This is a genomic window from Bacillus sp. M13(2017) (genome assembly GCF_002218325.1).
Lineage (GTDB): Bacteria > Bacillota > Bacilli > Bacillales > Bacillaceae_G > Bacillus_A > Bacillus_A thuringiensis_K.
Genome location: NZ_KZ268512.1, coordinates 17,571 through 35,290 on the forward strand (window position 1 = coordinate 17,571; position 17,720 = coordinate 35,290).

Here is a 17,720-nt window from a genome sequence, read left to right on the forward strand (position 1 = left end):
TTGCAAGTAAGCACAATTTTTCGTTCTGAGGGGTAAAATAATATTCGGATGGGAGTCCAATACATATTATTAAAATTAAGATGGTTCAAGTCGGAGGAAGGCGCATTAAGGTGTCTTTTCTCTTTAAATTAAAAAGTTTGAGACATGGAGTCTTTAGTCATAATTACGACTAAAGGCTTTTTTCTATAAAAAAATTAAAACATAGTAAAAACGACATACTTACTTAAATTGTTTTTCGCTTTATAAACTAAATCCAAAAAGTTGGATAGCTTCTTTTACTACTCATATTATTAATGAATAAAGCAATAACTACAATAACAACGGAGCCAATTAAAACTGGTGTTACTAAATAACTCCAACTATTTGCCCCTAAAATAACGATAATCGGATCGGCCCCTGCCGGAGGGTGCGTCGTTCTCGTTAACATCATAACGGCTATTGCCATCCCCACTGCTAAAGCAATTGTCCAATATTCATTCCCAAACAAATGATATATTGATAGACCAATGAAAGTTGAAATCAAATGTCCTCCAATAATATTACGCGGCTGAGATAATGGCGCATTCCAAACTCCAAACGCTAATACACAACTCGCCCCAAATGGAGCCATTAATAATTCTGTAGAGGTTATGCTCGTTAAATATGTTAAGGTAAGAATTGTTAAAAATCCCCCTAGTAGTCCTGTTAAAGAGTCCTTTATATTTACTTGTAATGGACTTCTTCCTTTCCCTTTCATTTTTGTAAAATATCGTACACTTATTGGTTGAGGATCTTCCTGCTTAGTTGCTGTTATATTATCCATCATTCTCCTCCTTTATTTACCAACAATTATAACTCGACATAACTAACCTGTAAATATTAATTTTATAGGTTAGTTAAAGAAGAAAAAAAAAGAATCAACTGTTATAAGTTGATTCTCTAGACTTCTTCAAATTTTCGATCCTGAAATTTTGCTACCTTTTTCCGGTTCCCACATATTTTCATAGAACACCATTTTCGTTTCCCACTCTTATCTATAAATAATAAAACACAGTCAGGATTTGAACACCTTTTAAGGAAAATAAGCTTATTTTCTGCTATTAACGTTAAAGCATCAAATGCAATTAACGATGCGAGTACATCCTCGATTTCTCCAACCGGGATAGATACTAGCTGCTGTTCAATGATTTTATATGTAAATGGTGCTTTCTCAATTTGTGTTTCTAAATACGTAACAAAATCATTGGAAATTTCGTGCTGATCAGCAATTACCTCAAACTGTTTTCTCAGTACCTCTCTTACTTCCAATATAATAGATGTCACTTGATTCGTGCGCTCTTGAATCCTTATAAATGTTTTTTCATTCCAAAAAGGAAGACTAACCTTTATTACATGTAGCCATTCTAATACATCTTCATTTGTTATTAATAAATCATAACGTTGTCCACGCCTAACTAGCTCTGTATTTACTAAATCTAATGAGAGATTTCCAGATATAAGCGGGAATTGTTTTTTGTCCTGCATGTACTCATCACCTTCTCTTTAAATAATCATATTCCAAATTAATACAGAAGTGCAACTTTTTTATAAACTACAAAGTATGAAGATCCAAGCCTTTAGCCATAATTACGACTAAAGGCTTTTTGTAGATAAGTAAATGAAAAGGAGCTAATTTTATGGAACATAATAAAAATGGAGTGCTTGCTTTAATCGTTTTGTTTGTAGGACTAGCATTTTTTGTTATCGGTATGGTTTATCATTTATGGGGAACGGTTTAAAAATAAATAATAATTCATTTAAGAAAAAGTACTCGTATGAGTACTTTTTTTAATGTCATATAAAAACATTCTAAACTTACTTACATGCATACAATCATCAATTATAGTTATATAATTGGGAAGGTTGTAAATTATCAATCTATATCTATATTGATTAGGAAAGGAGCTAAAAATGTTAGAAATCATTTTTGTTGCTGTATTACTTTTATCTAGTATCATTCCCATCTTTATCAAACGGGGTTTGACGAAAAAAAATGGAGTCCTTTTACTAATAAATTATGCATTATTATTTGCCACCATCATTGTAATTGGTGCAAACTGGCGTATGATTCCCGCCTATTTCTTATTGTTCGTTTTAACATTACAAGTTTTTTTGAAACCAAAAACTACAGCCGTTTCTAAAAAGTTAGTGATGAAAGTTTTAAAAGGTTTAGGAATTATCGTAACTGCTATCGCAATGTTTACATTACCTTTACTTTTTCCGATCATAACACTCCCAGAGCCTACTGGAAAATATACAGTAGGAACGAAAGCTTTTCATTTAATTGATACAAATCGAAAAGAAACCACTGTACCAAATAATCATGGAAATCGTGAGTTAATGATACAAGTATACTATCCTGCCGCAAAAGGATCAGGGAAGCCTTCTGCCTATTTTGAGAACATAAACGAGCTGGCTGAACAATTGGCAGTAACAAACGGTGCTCCATATATCGTAACGACACATTTAGGGCTGACAAAAACACATTCTTATCAGAATGCTAAGCCACTTCAAGATAAAGAAAAATTCCCCCTCCTTTTATTCGGCCATGGGATGGGATTATATGGTCAACAAAATACATTCCAGTTAGAGGAATTAGCTAGTCAAGGCTATGTAGTAATCGCTCTTAATTTTACAGGATATGCAGCAACAACGATTTTCCCTAATGGAAACCGTGTAGACTCTATACCAATTGAATATACACCTACCGCCTTAAATACCATAGTTCAAAAATGGGAACAGGATACTACTTTTGTTTTAAATGAAGTAATAGAAGGCAATTTCGATAAAAGTTTTAAAACTATTGCAGACTTAATTGACTATGACAAAATTGGAATGTTCGGTCACTCTTTTGGTGGAGCAACTGCCGCACAAATGTTAGTGAAGGATACGCGTATTAAAGCTGCAATTAATATGGATGGTGGATTGTATGGCGATCCAATGCCTAAAGACGGTCCTCAAAAACCATTCATGTTGATGAATGCTGAAGCTACAATTCATTTTATGAAAGAGGCTGAGAATCCAAAGACAACCGGAATCCAAAATGAATTATTGGAAATAGTCCATTTAAGAAATAAAACCATTGAAAAACCGGGCGTGTACACAGTGGTAATTCCAAAAACAAACCATACTAGTTTTACAGATTTAGCAGCATTTTCACCTATTATTAATGAACCTGGCGAAGATGTAGCCACAAACTACAAACTAATTAATAAACTAGTAACTAGCTTTTTCGATCAAACTTTAAAAGGCAAAAGCGAAAATCATTTAGAAGAAATTCAGAAACAACACCCTGAACTTCCTCTCATTAAACACAAATAACTATTTTCCTAGTTATGTAACCCCTCCTTATGCTTGAGGGGTTTCTACTTTAACACAATTATAAAAAGGCCCCATTACTGGGGCTCTTAAAAAATAATAAGAATAAATGAATTAAAACAAATAACAGACAACTAAAATATATATGCTTAACATTATATAATCTATATATTTATGTAAAATTACATATATATATAGATTATTATACGCTATACTAAAATAGGAGTCGACAATCGTTATTTTCTTCTTATTTTTAAAGCAATATGGATATACCTTCTTAACTCATTTGGATTGGATAAGAAAAGAAAAGAAGACAGCTTAATTGATGTCTTCTTTTTTTATAATTTTATGAATTTTTTTGAGCAGCTGCTCTCCAATCACGAAAAGATGTTGGGCGTCCAGAAAAAGCTCTTTGCTTTGTAACAGATGGTTTTTCTTCAGGAGTCATTGTTTTTTCTTTAAGAGTCGCTGGTTTTTCTTTAAGCGTCACTGATTTTTCTTCAAGAATAGTCACAGCTGTTTGCATTTTCTCTAACTGTTCTTTCAACAATTGTTGTTCAATCTTTAAATCCGTAAGTAAACGTAAAATCATCTCAGAATTAGCCATAAGATCCTCCTTCCCCCAATACACAGAATAAAATACAATATGTAGCAGACGAAATACCGGTGACAAAAATAAGGTCGTCAACTCTTTTTAACTTCCAAAATCCTTTTATTTTTTTAAGGACCTGCTCCATTCATCCTTAAAAACATAAAGTAAATTAAATCCATTAATAAATGGTCTTTATGGAAGGAGGAGTTAATATGGGCTATGGCGGTAGTTGTGGTGGAGGCTGTGGTTTCGGTGGCGGATTTGCCTTACTTGTTGTGCTCTTCATCTTATTAATCATCGTTGGCGCTAGCTGTTGGGGCGGCGGATTCGGCTGCTAAGGAGAGGCACTCTTGAGAGTGTCTTTTTTTAATATGTGGCTCGTATACATATTGCTCAAAATTTCCGTTCTAGAAGTATTATAATATTAGCTTAACATGTCAGTTTCCCCTAATTAATAGCTGGTTCTAGCCTATAGAATTCTTTTAAATATAAAATGAAACTATATTTCTCAATGAATAAAACAATTTAACATGGTAAAATAATATTTGGATGGGAGTCCAATATATTATTAAAATTAAGATGGTTCAAGTCGAAGGAAGGCACCTTAGGGTGTCTTTTCTTTTTTATAAATAATTATAAATTAAAATTATAAAGGATGCTTACTACTTACAAGGAACATTTTCTTCCGTACAACTATTTATTTGAAACTAATTATTATTATAAATATAAAGAAATTATGGATAAAGTAGTGAGGTAAATAAAACAAAATATAGATTTAATTCATGTTTCTCAACGAGGTACTACCAGCATTTTCAAAAAAATACGCTAAGCAAAAAAATAATCAGCTGTCCATATGGACAGCTGATTTACATCATTACATTTCTATTATTTATCTTACCACTTGTACAGATACTGGTTTCCACCCCTGATTTTCTACCCAATCAATATTAACCTTATATTTTTTATTATTTTGCTTATCTCGTACATTACCGTAGGCTTTATTATTACCATTATTCCCAATAAAATCGAAAATCAATTGGCTCTCTGGAACATCAACAGCATAAGAAATTGCTTTTTTCATCTCACTCCAATCTACTGTTCCTTCTTTAAATTTCATTTCAGGTTTTACTCCTTGCTCGGTACCAATTGGCTTCCAAGAAGGATTAGTTTGAGAACCCTTTTCTTGAGATGTCGTTTTTTCTTCCTCATTATTTTCAGTTCCGTTCGTTTTTACCGATTTTTCTGTTTTTGATTTCTCTTCTAACTGTGCTGCTTCTTTATCTTCAGCTTTCTTCTCTTCTATCTTTGCTGTTTCTTTATCTTCAGCTTTCTTCTCTTCTATCTTTGCTGTTTCTTTATCTTCAGTTTTCTTCTCTTCTATCTTTGCTGTTTCTTTATCTTCAGTTTTCTTCTCTTCTATCTTTGCTGTTTCTTTATCTTCAGTTTTCTTCTCTTCTATCTTTGTTACTTTCTTTTCTTGAGCAATTGCTTTCTTTGATGTATTAGAAGCAGTAAATAACTGGTATGTCACTATACCAACTGTCACTAATACCAAAGTAAATGCAATATTAAAAATTGCCTTTTGACGACGATTCTGTTGTTTTTCTTGAAATCTGCTTACTTGTCCCATTCTTCAAACCTCCGTGTTTACTTTCTCCTCTACTCTTTATGTATTATCCCTAAAATTCTTAATATTTTTATTAAACAATAGAAATAAACTACACTTTCCATACAGGATTTCATATCATAATAAAATTTGTGTTTTTTCAAGTATCTGACATATGTTATTCAAAATAGTTTAATACATTAAAAATTGATAAGCTTCTGCACTTAAGAAACCTTCAATTTTATTCAAAGGTGATTCCAATTATGTCCATATTAGATCTCCTGTAGAAAGCTTTTTAACAATTAAACCTCTTCTTCCCTTATTTATAATTTTTAAATTAAATTTCCCTCTATAGTATAATAAAGATGTTTCGTTTTCTAATGGGGTATGTCGTAAAATTAAAAGGGATTTTATCTCTTTTACCTTCTTTTCAGAGTAAATTTCACCACTAGGAAATTCTATTATTCCTAATGTAATCTTTAATTCGCTCTCATCGAAAGGCCACTCCTTATTAAGTTCCCTTATCTTTTGTATAAAGCTTCTTTTGGTTTGCCCTATATATAGCAATGTTACACTCTTAGCACATACTCTAGAGATTGCAAATATCCCCTTCTTAGAAGCTTCTTCCCTATTATAAAAATCATTTATACTATACATTCCATACCATTTAATATGTACTGTTTCTATGAATCTCACCTCATTTTTAGACAATATTATAATTTCTGAATGTTCAAATTATAATGGGCGCATAGTCCTGATTACTTGAATTACAAATTGTGCTTTTCAATAATACATTTTATTATTACTAATTTCAATAATACAAAAAAAAATACAATATTATAGTTTAATTACAAAACTTTATAAAAAAACAAAGTGATGTCGTACCAAATATTATATTTTTTCAATATCAGACTACCATGAACAAAAGTTAGAGAGTTATGGAATAAAATATAATTTGTATGTACATACATTTCTTTAAAAAGAAGTTTTGTAGTTTGCAACTGAATTAAAAAAACATAGATTTTTATGACTCTTTTTGGGATATAGCAAAGTGGGATCTTTTATATGCACGTTACTATACCGAACTTTCGGTATAGTATTTTTTTGCAGCTCCTTGATTTTTCACCAAATACGTATAAAAATTAATAGTATGAAAATAAACTGCTGGCTAAAAGTTTACTTTCGATAAAATAAAAAAGGACCTACTCCATTCATTCTTAAAAACATACAGTAAAGTGAACCCGTTAAAATACATGAATGGCCCTTAGTTTTAATCCTCTTATCTAAAGGAGGAACTATTATGGGCTATGGTGGTAGTTGCGGAGAAGGCTGTGGTTTTGCTGGAGGATTTGCTTTGCTTGTTGTACTCTTTATACTATTAATCATTATCGGATGCAGTTGCTTCTGCTAAAAAACTATTAGAAAGGACACTCTTATATGGGTGTCTTTTCTTTATGAAAAATATCTATAACCTTTTTCTTATGACTTCTAACATCAACAAAGGGTGATACAAATTATTACATATGTTTGTACCACCCTTTATTGATGCGTTTAAACTTCACAAGTGTTGAAGTTTTAGACTTCTCCCTTAGTGCACCCATATTATTAGAACATCCTGTAATCTGTAGACAAAATGTAGCTAATAAAAACAATATTAATAATTTCTTCAATAAATCCTCCTACATACATAAAACACCATATATTACAAAACAAACATAACATCAACTCTTTATAAAAACAATAAAATCCTCGGTCCTTAAGCTATCTCTTAACATAGGAGTACCGCTACAAATCCATTTTTAAAATATCCTCTACTTAAGGAATTTGTAAGTATCAAGTAAGAAAAACGAGAACTTTGCTTCGTATAATCAAAATATAAAGTGAAGGAAGAAAGATTATTTCTGAAGTTTATATGCATGTGGAAAAGGAGAAATCTACGTTTGTTTAGAGTAATAATATAAATGTGTCCAAGTTTTGGAGATTAATTGTAAATATTTTGAGGTTTTTGTACCAGAATTCTAATTACCGTACTTGTTTTTTACCAGCACATATTGGAGGTTAAAACATGAATAAAAAAAAGAAAATACAAAAATCAGTACTTACTAAAATGTACCCTATAGAATAGACTTTTTTCAAGTGTCTATTCTATAGGGTACATTTTAAAGACTACTCTTGTTTCTTTTCCTTCTCTTCTTTTTCAATTTCAGATACCGACTTTTCAGGGTCTTTTATAAGTTTTCCAAGTTCTCCAGAACGTGTGAAATCATCTTCGAAATTTTCTGTAGTACTAATATAAGCTATAAAATCCAATTCTTCATTATTATTTATATAACCTTTTAATCTGGGAACACCCATTGGACTTACACTGTGTTCTTTAAATGTAATCGATTTTACATCTTGAATATTGTAATGAATATACTTTTCTACTCGTGCCTCTTGTGCCTTCCAAAACTTTTCTTCTTTTTCTTTTTGTTTTAAGTATTCCATAGTAAAATACCCTCCTACTATGAGTATCACAGCAGATACAATCAAAATCATTACTTTCTTCATTGGAAATTCTCCTTATAAAAAACATTTACCAATACATTTTTCTTAGAATAGGATACAAAAAAAGAGTAGTTCAAAGACTACTCTTTTCTTTTTTCTTTCTCTTCTTTTTCAATTTCCGATACCGATTTTGCTGGTTTTTTAATCATTTTATCTAATTCCCCAGAACAACCAAACTTATCCTCAAATTTATCTGTAGTACTTATACTTGCATCAAACCATAATTCCTTATCATTATTTATATATCCTTCTACAGAAGGAACACCCATTGGACTTACACTGTGTTCTTTAAATGTAATCGATTTTACATCTTGAATATTGTAATGAATATACTTTTCTACTCGTGCCTCTTGTGCCTTCCAAAACTTTTCTTCTTTTTCTTTTTGTTTTAAGTATTCCATAGTAAAATATCCTCCTGCTATGATCACCACAGCAGATACAACCAAAATCATTACTTTCTTCATTGGAAATCTCCTTATAAAAAGCCTACCAATGTATTCTTCTTAAAATGGGATAGAGAAGACAAGAATAGTGCAAAGACTACTCTTGTTTCTTTTCCTTCTCTTCTTTTTCAATTTCCGATACAGACTTTGCTGGTTTTTTCATGTAGTTATCATATAGTTCTCCAGAACATCCAAATTTACTTTCAAAGTCCTTTGTAGTACTAATACTAGCATTAAACCACAATTCCTTATCATCATTTATATATCCTTTTATATAAGGAATACCCATTGGATTTACTTTATGTTCTTTAAATGTGATAGATTTCACGTTTTTAACATTATGATGAATATACTTTTCTACTCGTGTTCCTTGTCGTTTCCAAAATTGTTCTTCTTTTTCTTTTTCTTTTAAGTATTCCATTGTAAAATACCCTCCTGCTATGAGCACCAGAGCAGATACAACCCAAATGATTACTTTCTTCATTAGAAAATCTCCTTATAAAAAACCTACCAATGGATTCTTCTTAAAATGAGACAGAGAAGAAAAGAGTAGTACAAAGACTACTCTTGTTGTTTTTCTTTCTCCTCCTTTTCAATTTCAGATACTGATTTTTTAGGGTTTTTTATTAGTTTTCCAAGTTCTCCAGAACGTGTGAAATCATCTTCGAAATTTTCTGTAGTACTAATATAAGCTATAAAATACAATTCTTCATTATTGTTTATATAACCTTTTAATCTGGGAACACCCATTGGACTTACACTGTGTTCTTTAAATGTAATCGATTTTACATCTTGAATATTGTAATGAATATACTTTTCTACTCGTGCCTCTTGTGCCTTCCAAAACTTTTCTTCTTTTTCTTTTTGTTTTAAGTATTCCATAGTAAAATATCCTCCTGCTATAATACAAATAATGGATAAAATAATTACCAATTTCTTTTTCATTTAAAATCCCCTTGTATTTGAATATAGTTAAAATATACCATGAAATGAGTTGGAACATATGAGTGAGTTTAAAAAGAACACAATTGCGACAGATGAAGATTATTTCAAATTAGCAGATCATGTTTATGATGACGAAGTTTTAAAAAAAGGTACAGAAATAGAAGGTGTTGATGGAAAAACTTGGATAGTTATAGAATCAATAGATGCAGATTATCAAAAAGTAAAAAATGGATTAGAAGCTATCGCAGTAGTACCAGCAGACAAATATGATGAAAATGCAACACATTATGATGAGATAATCCTAGCATTTCGTGGGACAGAGCCTAACCAATTAGCAGATTTCGAAACAGATATCGATCAGATTACGTTTGGAATTAAAACACATTCTAAAGTAATTACTCCAAGTAACAGTCAAACTATAAAACCTGATTCTGAAACATCATTTGATACTGGATTAAAATGGGCAAAAAATGACATCGTAGCAAAATATACCCCTTATTCTCTTCATACTACTGGACATAGTAAAGGTGGTGCAGAAGCGGACCTTATCGCTGCAGAATTAGATTGTTATGCAACTACATGGGCTGCACCAAATCCTTATCGTTTGCTAAGTCCTGAAGCAAAAAAACGAGTAGATAGAGGGGAAATGGAAAACAAAGCTACGGATTATACACATGAGAATGATCCAATTGGTAACCATACTCAATTCGGTGCGCCTCTAATTGGTAAGCAATTTACAGTGAGACAGAACGATACAAAAGAAGATTTTTTTACACGTTTAACTATGGAAGGACACGGCAGAGATACATTTAGAGGAACATTTCATTCAAATGGAAGTCCCCTATTAAAATTAGAGCCTGAAGATATTATAAGACAAGCACAAAAAATTCAATTGCTCAGTAATCGATTATCAGATATCGCAAAAAATATAGAAGAGTTTCAAAGAAGAGAAGCTGAAGCGGTTCAAAAGTTGAAAAGTCAATTAAAATATGAAACAGGACCAGGTGGGAAATATCATCTATTAGAAGCATACGAAATAGATGAAGCCATCTCACGAATTGCCAAAACGAAAGAAGGTGGAAATGACTATTTTCACGATGTACACATAGCAGAAGAATTAATTCATCTTTTAAGAAAAGAACAAAAAAGTTTAAGTAGATTTGGGGATGAAATTAGTGATGCAGCAAATTCACTTAGGGATAAAGATAATCAATTAGCGGGGAATTTTCAGTTTAGATAAGGAGATAATTATATGATGGATTTTATGGGGGAAATTAAAAAGATAGAAAAGCAAATCGAAAGTGTTACAGGAGATTTAGCGAATCAGGTTGTTGAGGAGTTACAAGCTGCTAAAAAACAGATTGAAAGAGAAATGCAGCGTATGATGTTAAAAACAGAAGTAGGGTTTAAATCAATAGATATTATAAAAGAAGATACATATGCTCTTCAAAAAAACATAGGGGCATTTCATGAATTACAAACAAGTCTAAGAGATATAGCAGCAGAATTAGAGAAAAGTTTTGAAAGTAAAACTGGCAGTAAAATCAATGAAGAATTAAAGAAATATGAAAAACAAATTAACAACAACATTTTTAATGAGCATGTTCACTTGGCAAACAGTTGCGGAAAAAAATAAGGGAAATAGAAAAAAAGTCCTCTTAATATAGGATTCTTTTTTTGTTATTCCTGAAAGTAAACTTTTAAATATTAGTTTACTTTCAAATTACCTTAAACATTGAGTTCACACCAAATCTTCTGATACTCTCAAAATATAAAATAAAAGTATACATTCGAAGTATTATAAACAAAGAAGTTGAATCCCTCATAAGAAAAGATGAGTATCTCCTCACTATCGAGATACTCATCCAAAGAAAACATAAATTAACTATTAGTATTTAGCTCTTTACTGTATTTCTTTATAAAAAACGCCATTATTAACGTAATAATTCCTATACCTAAACCAAGTAATTGATCTAACGAAATTACATCACGAAAAATCCAACGTATAATAAATCCCACACTAAATACTAATACAAGTAAAAAACCAAAATATTTTAGTCCCCCATATACGTCTCCCATACCCAAACCCCTCTTAATTTTATAATTAATTCATCCATAAATATAAAATATTATTATTGATTTTGTTTTTCTCTTTCACCTACAACCCAAGCTACTAATAAAATTGAGCTAGTTGCTAACAATGCTGTAAAAACTCCCATTAAACATTTCTCCTTTTTACAAACATAATTAACCATATTATACCATAGTGATAATACTTACAAAGACTTAGTTACCATAACATCACTTATCGGGATTCAATGTATCTAGAAAAAACCCCTTCAGTTTACTTGCTGAAGGGGTTTCATATTTACATAATTATCGTTATTGGAAGTCGTTTTAAAATTCTACATGTTTACTTTTTTCTTGTTCTTACGAATAAACCACAACACCACAGTTAAAAATAATAAAAAAATCAGTAAAAAGAGCGGTATTTTTTGAATAAAGAAAAATCCTTTCCAAAAATCTAACCTAGTACTATCAGGAGAATCTGTTGCCATCCCACCTATAAAATAAGATAACGGAATGGTAAGTATATTTATCCCTAAACCGATCATTACGAATGATAGATTTTTACTCCAGATTTTTGGTAATGCAGCCATAATAAATAAAACTAATGCAGTACCAATTATAAGAAACAGTACTCCAAAATAAAATGCAAAATATAAAATAATCCCCATAATATCCCTCCAAGGCTTTAATTGTACCATCAATAAGGGTAATTTTGGTTGAATATGATATTTATAGAAAGTTAACATAACTTCTCATTATCGGTAGCGAAGAAAAAAGTGCCCCCTTAATCTCAGAAGGGATTCGCCTTTTTCTTTTTCTATGACTCTATGCATCTTTTTATACATCCCTATGGTTCCCGGTGTCCCCCTATTTTTTGCATAAAACTTTGTATACTCTTAGCGTGTTCTTTTCAAAAATGCTGGCCGTACCCCTCTTCAGGTGAAGCGCCTTAAATCATCTTTCCCTTATTTTCAAAAGGACCTGCTCATTTAATCCTTAAAAACATAAAGTAATTTGAATCCATTAAAATACATGAGTGACTCCTTATTTTTCTCCTACTCTTTAAAGGAGGAATTATTATGGGCTTTGGTGGTAGCTGCGGTGGCGGTTGTGGCTTTGCAGGAGGATTTGCTTTATTAGTTGTATTGTTTATTTTATTGATTATTGTTGGAGCTTCTTGCTTCTGCTAAAAACTATGGGAAAAGACACTCTTATTTGGGTGTATTTTCTTTTGTACATTAAAAAACTCACCATCCTACAGAAATGGCGAGATCCTTATATATTATTTAATATCTTGTTTTCTTTAATACTTTTCTTCTTGATTGAACATCTATAGATTCATAAAAAAATAACCAAAAATTATCACAGAAATTACAAGTCCCATAGCAGCACCTAATAATATTTGCCCATCAGTATCAGTCCAAAATTCTTTTAAATCTGCTTTTGCCTTTTTCCTATTTTCGCCTGTTGAAAATAGATATCGAATAGAATATATAACTAGTAAAAAGAATGACATGATTATATCTATCATGACTTATGTACCTCCTAATATATATGTACCTTTAATTATCCAGTAATTTTCTTGCACTTTGTATCAGCCTGAGTAACTGAAATGCTTAGTTCAATAAAAGCCAAATGACAAAAATTACTCCTGTAACTGCTGCAGATCCAAAAAAACCTACCAACATTTTCCCCTCAGGACCATTAATAAGCTCTTTTAAAACTTCTTTTGCTATTCGCTGACCTTTACCACTTAAAGATATCGAAAGAATAAAGAATATTACCACTAATACAAATGAAGAAATTATTAGCTCCATGACTTGTGTACCTCCCTAATATATGTTCGCTATTAATTAACCAATAATTTCCTTAGACATTATATCGGCTAGAGTGCATGGAAGTATAACAAATTATTTTTATATTTAAATGTATTAATCATTACCATATTAATACATGGTAGTTCAAGTCGGAGGAAGGCGCCTTATGGCGTCTTTTTTCTATTTTCAAAAGGACCTGCTCAATTAATTCTTAAAAACATAAGGTAAAGTGAACCCATTAAAATCCATGGAATGAACCCTAGTTTTACCCTCTAATCTAAAGGAGGCACTATTGTTATGGGATATAGTGGTAGTTGTGGCGAAGGCTGCGGTTTCGCTGGAGGATTCGCTTTATTAGTTGTATTGTTTATTTTATTAATCATTATCGGATGCAGTTGCTTCTGCTAAAAAACTATTGGAAAAGGCACCCTTATATGGGCGCCTTTTTGTATATTAAAAACCTCCCTATTTCCGTAGGCAGGCTAAATGTGATTTTGCACAATTGAGTTATAGCAAAATCATTTATATTGAAAGTAATGAAAATTAACTTAGTAATCCTAATACCTTAATAATCTCAATTGTTTTATTATCTTTTATTTTAAAATAAATCCTTTTCCCTATACGTTCACTAATTACAATATTTCCAAAGGCTAATTTACGCAAATGTTGTACAATCAAATCCTCTGTAATTCTTGTTTGCTTACTTAAATCAGAAACTGACAACGATCCATATGTAATCAATTTACAAACAATTGATAAGCGAGTAGAATTCCCTAATAACCCTAAAACTTTTATACTTTCGGTATAGAAACTAAAATCCATATGAAAAGCATGTAACAGATTTTCCAACCTCCTAAAATAAGATGAATATCAACCAAAATATCTTAACATAAAAATAGTAAAAAACACCCTAAAATATACCAAATAATCATTGAGAAAAATGTTACTTGAATGGGAGTCCAATACATATTATTAAAATTAATGTGTATTGGACTTTCCATCCTCAATGAATGGAAAGTAGAGATGCTTCAATTATGTACCGATCTGGAGCGTCTCCTATATAGTCAAAAGGATAACAAGTTGTTAATGTTAATGTTGGCTCACTTTTTTCTACAATAACTGTTCGATCTTCTGAATCTGTTATCCAATGCTTGTTAATTTCATATGTATATGTTTTATTTTCATATTCCACGATAAGTTGGTCATTTTCCTTTAATTGACCAAGCTCGGTAAAAACAGTATCTCTATGTCCACTTAAAACTGTATGACCATTTCCAGATGGTGTAGTGGTTAAGTCACTAACAAACATACCTACACCCTTTTTTAGTACTTTATCATCAGCTCCCCAATATATAGAGTATTTCTTTTGTATTTTAGGGATAATTAAATATGCTACTTTATCTCCTAACTGATGGTTTACCTTTGAAGCAGGAATTTGTACAGGTTTTTCTTGTAAGGAAGTGTCAGTCTTTATCTCTGTCTCTGTTTGATTGATGTTTTGCGTTTCATTTTCTTTAGAAGGGGTGGAGGTCTCATATTGTTTAGCCTCGTTAGTTGTTAACGACTCTGCTGATTGTCTAGCACTATACCATTCTAGAAAATAATAGGAAAAGATAGTAAGTCCAATAACAGTTAAACATAAGCCTATCCATTGTTTTTTATTCACTTTTATCACTCCATTTGAAAACGACAGGATTTCTCCTGCCGTTTTAAGGAACTATTTTATGCGTTTGTCTTTTTACGACGGAACATTAATACAGAACCAGCTAATGCTAATCCTAAGCTTGCTAACATCATTGTAACACCGTTTGATGCTGTATTAGGTAATTTTTCACCTTGTTTTTTCGTTTCTTTTTTCACAACTGTATTAGTATTTTTCTTTGTTTCTTTTGCAGTTGTTTGAGGCTTAGTTTGTTCTTGTTTATGATTTGTTGTTTGGTTATTTTGTTTTGAATTCTCTTGCTTAGTGTTTTCTTGTTTAACAGGTTCTTGTTTAGTGTTTTCCTGTTTAGTATTTTCTTGTTTAGGTTGTTCTTGAGGTTTAGTAGTTTCTTTATTTTCTGTTGTAGTATTTGTGCTCTTTGGATATTTATAATCTTCACATGGAATGCCGTCTTTATCATTATCTAAACGGTGTGGATCATTTCCAACACCATATCCATTTTGATCCCAGAATGCTTGAGCATCTTGTTGACTTTTAAAATGGCCACAGTTTTTTGTATCATTAGGACTCTTAGCTGCAAATGCAGAAGAACTGTACCCCACTGTTAATAGTGTTACCGCTGTTGCTGAAGCTAATAATTTTTTCATAAATTTCTTTATCCCCCTAAATGGTATGTATTTACATTGAAATATTTTACATTTAAAAATCTAAAAATACAATAATAATTTGTAGATAAATGTAATATTTCTAGATAATAATACCAAACTGTTAATTCATATATTGTTATATTATGTCGAAAGAAAATAAAAAAAGAGCCAAAGCTCTCTTTAATAACTAATACTAACCATAGTCACTATTCTCACAGTAATATGAATTTGATTTATCACAACAAATATATGTTGTTTGTTGGATAAATAATGGAATCAGTAAAGCGTTAGCTGTAGTAGCATTTGAGACAGTAATACTTGAACATCCTCAAATAAGAAAGCTCTTGTATCTCCCGGTGTTAATGTAATTATTACAATTCTACATGCCTAATAAAGAAAAGGTATACCGTATACTTTATACAGTTGGCTATTGTCAGGAATCATTTTGCACGAAAGAAAAGACACTCTATATGAGTGTCTTTTCCAATAGTTTTTAGCAGAAGCAAGAAGCTCCAACGATGATTAATAAAATGAATAACACAACTAATAAAGCAAAGCCTCCAGAAAAGCCACAACCGCCACAACTACCACCGTAACCCATAATAGTTCCTCCTTTAGATAAGAGGGGAAAACTAAGGTTCACTCATGTATTTTAATGGATTCGTTTCATCTTATGTTTTTCCGTATTGATTGAGCAGGTCCTTTCGAAAACTATTTACATATTAACTATATTTTTAAAAATGAATAATTTAACTATAACAATAAATAGATAAATTAATATAATGTATTAATTCTAAAAGAAGGGAGGAATAGCCATGCAATTAGTTTGTTTTAAAATAGTAAGTGGTCAATATTTCTTATTTGTAGAAGGTATTCAAATTCCTGTACCAATTCCAGCAGTTGCTGCAGCTTTATTAATTGGTTTAGGAGTAATTCCACTTTGTTCTTAATGTAAGGAATTCGGATCATTCCTATCTTTCCATTGGAAAAGCCTCAAGTATATGAATACTTGAGGCTTTCTTTATATCAGAGAAAAAACACCTTACAGCGCTTGAAGATCTCCTGATTTAATTAATGCGGCCGTTACATCATCACCGAAAGTATTGAGACAAAATACTTGCTCGTCTACCTTATCCATCACTGTAGCTTCACCTATCACGCCACCTTGAAGTTTAATAAAATAGTTATGTTCTTCTACAATTTTACTAAAATCTCTATTTGCCCATCTTTCAGTAATTGCTAATAGCTCTTCTTTGTTCTTGAAATTGTTTCCGTTTAGAATATTTCTTACTTTCTCTGCATTCTTTTTGGACATAGGGGTTGCTCCCTTTCCTTCACACGCTTTTACTTTTTGATGAGTCATGCTATGCATAGCTGAAATAACTTCTTCTTCAGTAGAAGTTACTGTAATGTGAAGTTGTGCATTTGAACCTTTCACTTCTGCTTCATTCGATAGTATGTCTTCTTTATTAACCTCTGCAAAAACATGGTCCTCACTCTTAAGCGGGACTTCAGCAAACTGTAATATTCCATAAGTCATACCAGTTGCAAGTACTACTCCCCCTATAATAGATGCTAGCCAATACTTTAGCTTCTTATCCATCTTCACTTCCCCCGTCTTCGTTTACATACATTAACTAAAGAATACCATATTTAATTCCTTTTTATTGAAGAGTCTCTAATTTCTACTATTTAAAAATATTCTCATCGTCTAATGTAATACGATATAATCATTTTATAATACAAAAAAAACCATATTCTCATTCCCTATTTTTTTGGAGGTGATTGTCTTGAATAAAAACATCAATCTACTTCTTCAAATAATAATTGGAATTATAATTATGATCGCACCTATTCTCATAACAGGATCTATATACGATGTCACTAAATCATTTGGTGAACTATTAGTGGCAGAACTTATTATAAGAACACTTTCTCTCATTATTGGACTTTTAGTTATTAGCACAGCTTTGCATCGTTATTCTCAATAATTATTCATGTTCAAAAAATACAAATATTTTACATACCAATTCTTATGTATTAAGACATCAAAA

General features: G+C 31.3%; 28 protein-coding genes. 9 read left to right on the plus strand and 19 right to left on the minus strand.

Annotation, left to right across the window (positions count from 1 at the left end; all coding sequences use genetic code 11):
- Positions 1 to 247: 247 nt before the first annotated feature.
- Together CGQ22_RS23255 and CGQ22_RS23260 are read right to left on the minus strand one after the other, a co-directional pair.
- On the minus strand, positions 248 to 802 hold the full coding sequence (locus CGQ22_RS23255; RefSeq protein ID WP_000368839.1) for an HPP family protein: 555 nt from the start codon (positions 800 to 802) through the stop codon (positions 248 to 250).
- 116 nt (positions 803 to 918) lie between these two features.
- Positions 919 to 1,503, minus strand: a complete 585-nt coding sequence (locus tag CGQ22_RS23260; RefSeq protein WP_001152933.1) for a CGNR zinc finger domain-containing protein — start codon at positions 1,501 to 1,503, stop codon at positions 919 to 921.
- 426 nt (positions 1,504 to 1,929) lie between these two features.
- On the opposite strand from CGQ22_RS23260, the gene CGQ22_RS23270 reads away from it, so the two are divergent.
- Entirely contained in the window at positions 1,930 to 3,339 is a 1,410-nt protein-coding gene (locus CGQ22_RS23270) for an alpha/beta hydrolase family protein (protein WP_089149415.1), read from the plus strand.
- A gap of 343 nt (positions 3,340 to 3,682) precedes the next feature.
- Here the strand turns inward: CGQ22_RS23270 and CGQ22_RS23275 are convergent, their stop codons facing one another.
- A complete protein-coding gene (locus tag CGQ22_RS23275) occupies positions 3,683 to 3,943 on the minus strand; it encodes a hypothetical protein (RefSeq protein WP_000013691.1) in 261 nt (86 codons plus the stop codon).
- Between the two features lie 197 nt (positions 3,944 to 4,140).
- On the opposite strand from CGQ22_RS23275, the gene CGQ22_RS23280 reads away from it, so the two are divergent.
- Positions 4,141 to 4,266 (plus strand): YjcZ family sporulation protein, encoded by a 126-nt coding sequence (locus tag CGQ22_RS23280; RefSeq protein ID WP_000540377.1) that lies wholly within the window; start codon positions 4,141 to 4,143, stop codon positions 4,264 to 4,266.
- Positions 4,267 to 4,817: 551 nt separating this feature from the next.
- Here the strand turns inward: CGQ22_RS23280 and CGQ22_RS23285 are convergent.
- Positions 4,818 to 5,558 (minus strand): YrrS family protein, encoded by a 741-nt coding sequence (locus CGQ22_RS23285; RefSeq protein WP_089149416.1) that lies wholly within the window; start codon positions 5,556 to 5,558, stop codon positions 4,818 to 4,820.
- A gap of 237 nt (positions 5,559 to 5,795) precedes the next feature.
- A complete protein-coding gene (locus CGQ22_RS23290; protein WP_002100802.1) occupies positions 5,796 to 6,230 on the minus strand; it encodes a hypothetical protein in 435 nt (144 codons plus the stop codon).
- 604 nt (positions 6,231 to 6,834) lie between these two features.
- Here CGQ22_RS23290 and CGQ22_RS23295 point away from each other — a divergent pair.
- Complete coding sequence (locus tag CGQ22_RS23295; protein ID WP_000540371.1) at positions 6,835 to 6,945, plus strand: YjcZ family sporulation protein; 111 nt, start codon at positions 6,835 to 6,837, stop codon at positions 6,943 to 6,945.
- A gap of 106 nt (positions 6,946 to 7,051) precedes the next feature.
- Here the strand turns inward: CGQ22_RS23295 and CGQ22_RS32140 are convergent, their stop codons facing one another.
- From CGQ22_RS32140 to CGQ22_RS23320, 5 genes are all read right to left on the minus strand, one after another.
- The gene (locus CGQ22_RS32140; protein ID WP_000734746.1) at positions 7,052 to 7,204 is read right to left on the minus strand and encodes a hypothetical protein; all 153 of its coding nucleotides are present in this window, start codon (positions 7,202 to 7,204) and stop codon (positions 7,052 to 7,054) included.
- A 496-nt stretch (positions 7,205 to 7,700) separates the two neighbouring features.
- Positions 7,701 to 8,084 carry a DUF1433 domain-containing protein gene (locus tag CGQ22_RS23305; RefSeq protein ID WP_089149417.1) on the minus strand — a complete coding sequence of 128 codons (384 nt, stop codon included), beginning with the start codon at positions 8,082 to 8,084 and terminating at the stop codon, positions 7,701 to 7,703.
- A gap of 77 nt (positions 8,085 to 8,161) precedes the next feature.
- Complete coding sequence (locus tag CGQ22_RS23310; RefSeq protein ID WP_089149418.1) at positions 8,162 to 8,545, minus strand: DUF1433 domain-containing protein; 384 nt, start codon at positions 8,543 to 8,545, stop codon at positions 8,162 to 8,164.
- A 76-nt stretch (positions 8,546 to 8,621) separates the two neighbouring features.
- A complete protein-coding gene (locus CGQ22_RS23315) occupies positions 8,622 to 9,008 on the minus strand; it encodes a DUF1433 domain-containing protein (protein WP_089149419.1) in 387 nt (128 codons plus the stop codon).
- Positions 9,009 to 9,085: 77 nt separating this feature from the next.
- Complete coding sequence (locus CGQ22_RS23320) at positions 9,086 to 9,469, minus strand: DUF1433 domain-containing protein (protein ID WP_000728336.1); 384 nt, start codon at positions 9,467 to 9,469, stop codon at positions 9,086 to 9,088.
- A gap of 58 nt (positions 9,470 to 9,527) precedes the next feature.
- On the opposite strand from CGQ22_RS23320, the gene CGQ22_RS23325 reads away from it, so the two are divergent.
- Both CGQ22_RS23325 and CGQ22_RS23330 read left to right on the plus strand, forming a co-directional pair.
- Positions 9,528 to 10,709: an alpha/beta hydrolase family protein gene (locus CGQ22_RS23325; protein ID WP_001288657.1), complete on the plus strand. Its 1,182-nt coding sequence runs from the start codon at positions 9,528 to 9,530 to the stop codon at positions 10,707 to 10,709.
- A gap of 12 nt (positions 10,710 to 10,721) precedes the next feature.
- Positions 10,722 to 11,105 (plus strand): hypothetical protein, encoded by a 384-nt coding sequence (locus CGQ22_RS23330; protein ID WP_000968641.1) that lies wholly within the window; start codon positions 10,722 to 10,724, stop codon positions 11,103 to 11,105.
- 245 nt (positions 11,106 to 11,350) lie between these two features.
- Here CGQ22_RS23330 and CGQ22_RS23335 read toward each other — a convergent pair whose 3' ends face one another.
- Positions 11,351 to 11,548 (minus strand): hypothetical protein, encoded by a 198-nt coding sequence (locus tag CGQ22_RS23335; RefSeq protein WP_000503141.1) that lies wholly within the window; start codon positions 11,546 to 11,548, stop codon positions 11,351 to 11,353.
- A gap of 326 nt (positions 11,549 to 11,874) precedes the next feature.
- Positions 11,875 to 12,207: a hypothetical protein gene (locus tag CGQ22_RS23340; RefSeq protein WP_000511403.1), complete on the minus strand. Its 333-nt coding sequence runs from the start codon at positions 12,205 to 12,207 to the stop codon at positions 11,875 to 11,877.
- Between the two features lie 411 nt (positions 12,208 to 12,618).
- Here CGQ22_RS23340 and CGQ22_RS23345 point away from each other — a divergent pair, with 411 nt between their 5' ends.
- A complete protein-coding gene (locus tag CGQ22_RS23345) occupies positions 12,619 to 12,729 on the plus strand; it encodes a YjcZ family sporulation protein (RefSeq protein WP_000505681.1) in 111 nt (36 codons plus the stop codon).
- 140 nt (positions 12,730 to 12,869) lie between these two features.
- Here the strand turns inward: CGQ22_RS23345 and CGQ22_RS23350 are convergent, their stop codons facing one another.
- Entirely contained in the window at positions 12,870 to 13,070 is a 201-nt protein-coding gene (locus tag CGQ22_RS23350) for a hypothetical protein (RefSeq protein WP_000565419.1), read from the minus strand.
- 85 nt (positions 13,071 to 13,155) lie between these two features.
- Positions 13,156 to 13,356: a hypothetical protein gene (locus CGQ22_RS23355; RefSeq protein ID WP_000420164.1), complete on the minus strand. Its 201-nt coding sequence runs from the start codon at positions 13,354 to 13,356 to the stop codon at positions 13,156 to 13,158.
- A gap of 297 nt (positions 13,357 to 13,653) precedes the next feature.
- Here CGQ22_RS23355 and CGQ22_RS23360 point away from each other — a divergent pair, with 297 nt between their 5' ends.
- Complete coding sequence (locus CGQ22_RS23360; protein WP_000542355.1) at positions 13,654 to 13,764, plus strand: YjcZ family sporulation protein; 111 nt, start codon at positions 13,654 to 13,656, stop codon at positions 13,762 to 13,764.
- A 135-nt stretch (positions 13,765 to 13,899) separates the two neighbouring features.
- Here the strand turns inward: CGQ22_RS23360 and CGQ22_RS23365 are convergent, their stop codons facing one another.
- The 4 genes from CGQ22_RS23365 to CGQ22_RS23380 all read right to left on the minus strand — a co-directional run bounded on the left by CGQ22_RS23365 (position 13,900) and on the right by CGQ22_RS23380 (position 16,267).
- A complete protein-coding gene (locus tag CGQ22_RS23365) occupies positions 13,900 to 14,178 on the minus strand; it encodes an ArsR/SmtB family transcription factor (RefSeq protein WP_089149420.1) in 279 nt (92 codons plus the stop codon).
- Positions 14,179 to 14,359: 181 nt separating this feature from the next.
- The gene (locus CGQ22_RS23370; protein ID WP_001036101.1) at positions 14,360 to 15,022 is read right to left on the minus strand and encodes a class D sortase; all 663 of its coding nucleotides are present in this window, start codon (positions 15,020 to 15,022) and stop codon (positions 14,360 to 14,362) included.
- Positions 15,023 to 15,078: 56 nt separating this feature from the next.
- Entirely contained in the window at positions 15,079 to 15,666 is a 588-nt protein-coding gene (locus CGQ22_RS23375; protein WP_000734532.1) for an excalibur calcium-binding domain-containing protein, read from the minus strand.
- Between the two features lie 493 nt (positions 15,667 to 16,159).
- Positions 16,160 to 16,267, minus strand: coding sequence for a YjcZ family sporulation protein (locus CGQ22_RS23380; RefSeq protein WP_000540375.1), 108 nt, complete (start codon positions 16,265 to 16,267; stop codon positions 16,160 to 16,162).
- Positions 16,268 to 16,481: 214 nt separating this feature from the next.
- Here CGQ22_RS23380 and CGQ22_RS32590 point away from each other — a divergent pair, with 214 nt between their 5' ends.
- Positions 16,482 to 16,616 (plus strand): hypothetical protein, encoded by a 135-nt coding sequence (locus tag CGQ22_RS32590; protein ID WP_001177693.1) that lies wholly within the window; start codon positions 16,482 to 16,484, stop codon positions 16,614 to 16,616.
- A gap of 92 nt (positions 16,617 to 16,708) precedes the next feature.
- Here CGQ22_RS32590 and CGQ22_RS23385 read toward each other — a convergent pair whose 3' ends face one another.
- On the minus strand, positions 16,709 to 17,269 hold the full coding sequence (locus tag CGQ22_RS23385; RefSeq protein ID WP_000358641.1) for a PRK06770 family protein: 561 nt from the start codon (positions 17,267 to 17,269) through the stop codon (positions 16,709 to 16,711).
- Positions 17,270 to 17,456: 187 nt separating this feature from the next.
- Here CGQ22_RS23385 and CGQ22_RS32145 point away from each other — a divergent pair, with 187 nt between their 5' ends.
- The gene (locus tag CGQ22_RS32145) at positions 17,457 to 17,657 is read left to right on the plus strand and encodes a hypothetical protein (protein ID WP_001038824.1); all 201 of its coding nucleotides are present in this window, start codon (positions 17,457 to 17,459) and stop codon (positions 17,655 to 17,657) included.
- Positions 17,658 to 17,720: the final 63 nt, after the last annotated feature.

What these genes read in the sequence shown, in the direction of transcription:
- CGQ22_RS23255 (WP_000368839.1), bottom strand. Translation starts at nt 802, where the DNA reads ATGGATAATATAACAGCAACTAAGCAGGAAGATCCTCAACCAATAAGT.
- CGQ22_RS23260 (WP_001152933.1), bottom strand. Translation starts at nt 1,503, where the DNA reads ATGCAGGACAAAAAACAATTCCCGCTTATATCTGGAAATCTCTCATTA.
- CGQ22_RS23270 (WP_089149415.1), top strand. Translation starts at nt 1,930, where the DNA reads ATGTTAGAAATCATTTTTGTTGCTGTATTACTTTTATCTAGTATCATT.
- CGQ22_RS23275 (WP_000013691.1), bottom strand. Translation starts at nt 3,943, where the DNA reads ATGGCTAATTCTGAGATGATTTTACGTTTACTTACGGATTTAAAGATT.
- CGQ22_RS23280 (WP_000540377.1), top strand. Translation starts at nt 4,141, where the DNA reads ATGGGCTATGGCGGTAGTTGTGGTGGAGGCTGTGGTTTCGGTGGCGGA.
- CGQ22_RS23285 (WP_089149416.1), bottom strand. Translation starts at nt 5,558, where the DNA reads ATGGGACAAGTAAGCAGATTTCAAGAAAAACAACAGAATCGTCGTCAA.
- CGQ22_RS23295 (WP_000540371.1), top strand. Translation starts at nt 6,835, where the DNA reads ATGGGCTATGGTGGTAGTTGCGGAGAAGGCTGTGGTTTTGCTGGAGGA.
- CGQ22_RS23305 (WP_089149417.1), bottom strand. Translation starts at nt 8,084, where the DNA reads ATGAAGAAAGTAATGATTTTGATTGTATCTGCTGTGATACTCATAGTA.
- CGQ22_RS23310 (WP_089149418.1), bottom strand. Translation starts at nt 8,545, where the DNA reads ATGAAGAAAGTAATGATTTTGGTTGTATCTGCTGTGGTGATCATAGCA.
- CGQ22_RS23315 (WP_089149419.1), bottom strand. Translation starts at nt 9,008, where the DNA reads ATGAAGAAAGTAATCATTTGGGTTGTATCTGCTCTGGTGCTCATAGCA.
- CGQ22_RS23320 (WP_000728336.1), bottom strand. Translation starts at nt 9,469, where the DNA reads ATGAAAAAGAAATTGGTAATTATTTTATCCATTATTTGTATTATAGCA.
- CGQ22_RS23325 (WP_001288657.1), top strand. Translation starts at nt 9,528, where the DNA reads ATGAGTGAGTTTAAAAAGAACACAATTGCGACAGATGAAGATTATTTC.
- CGQ22_RS23330 (WP_000968641.1), top strand. Translation starts at nt 10,722, where the DNA reads ATGATGGATTTTATGGGGGAAATTAAAAAGATAGAAAAGCAAATCGAA.
- CGQ22_RS23335 (WP_000503141.1), bottom strand. Translation starts at nt 11,548, where the DNA reads ATGGGAGACGTATATGGGGGACTAAAATATTTTGGTTTTTTACTTGTA.
- CGQ22_RS23340 (WP_000511403.1), bottom strand. Translation starts at nt 12,207, where the DNA reads ATGGGGATTATTTTATATTTTGCATTTTATTTTGGAGTACTGTTTCTT.
- CGQ22_RS23345 (WP_000505681.1), top strand. Translation starts at nt 12,619, where the DNA reads ATGGGCTTTGGTGGTAGCTGCGGTGGCGGTTGTGGCTTTGCAGGAGGA.
- CGQ22_RS23350 (WP_000565419.1), bottom strand. Translation starts at nt 13,070, where the DNA reads ATGATAGATATAATCATGTCATTCTTTTTACTAGTTATATATTCTATT.
- CGQ22_RS23355 (WP_000420164.1), bottom strand. Translation starts at nt 13,356, where the DNA reads ATGGAGCTAATAATTTCTTCATTTGTATTAGTGGTAATATTCTTTATT.
- CGQ22_RS23360 (WP_000542355.1), top strand. Translation starts at nt 13,654, where the DNA reads ATGGGATATAGTGGTAGTTGTGGCGAAGGCTGCGGTTTCGCTGGAGGA.
- CGQ22_RS23365 (WP_089149420.1), bottom strand. Translation starts at nt 14,178, where the DNA reads ATGGATTTTAGTTTCTATACCGAAAGTATAAAAGTTTTAGGGTTATTA.
- CGQ22_RS23375 (WP_000734532.1), bottom strand. Translation starts at nt 15,666, where the DNA reads ATGAAAAAATTATTAGCTTCAGCAACAGCGGTAACACTATTAACAGTG.
- CGQ22_RS23380 (WP_000540375.1), bottom strand. Translation starts at nt 16,267, where the DNA reads ATGGGTTACGGTGGTAGTTGTGGCGGTTGTGGCTTTTCTGGAGGCTTT.
- CGQ22_RS32590 (WP_001177693.1), top strand. Translation starts at nt 16,482, where the DNA reads ATGCAATTAGTTTGTTTTAAAATAGTAAGTGGTCAATATTTCTTATTT.
- CGQ22_RS23385 (WP_000358641.1), bottom strand. Translation starts at nt 17,269, where the DNA reads ATGGATAAGAAGCTAAAGTATTGGCTAGCATCTATTATAGGGGGAGTA.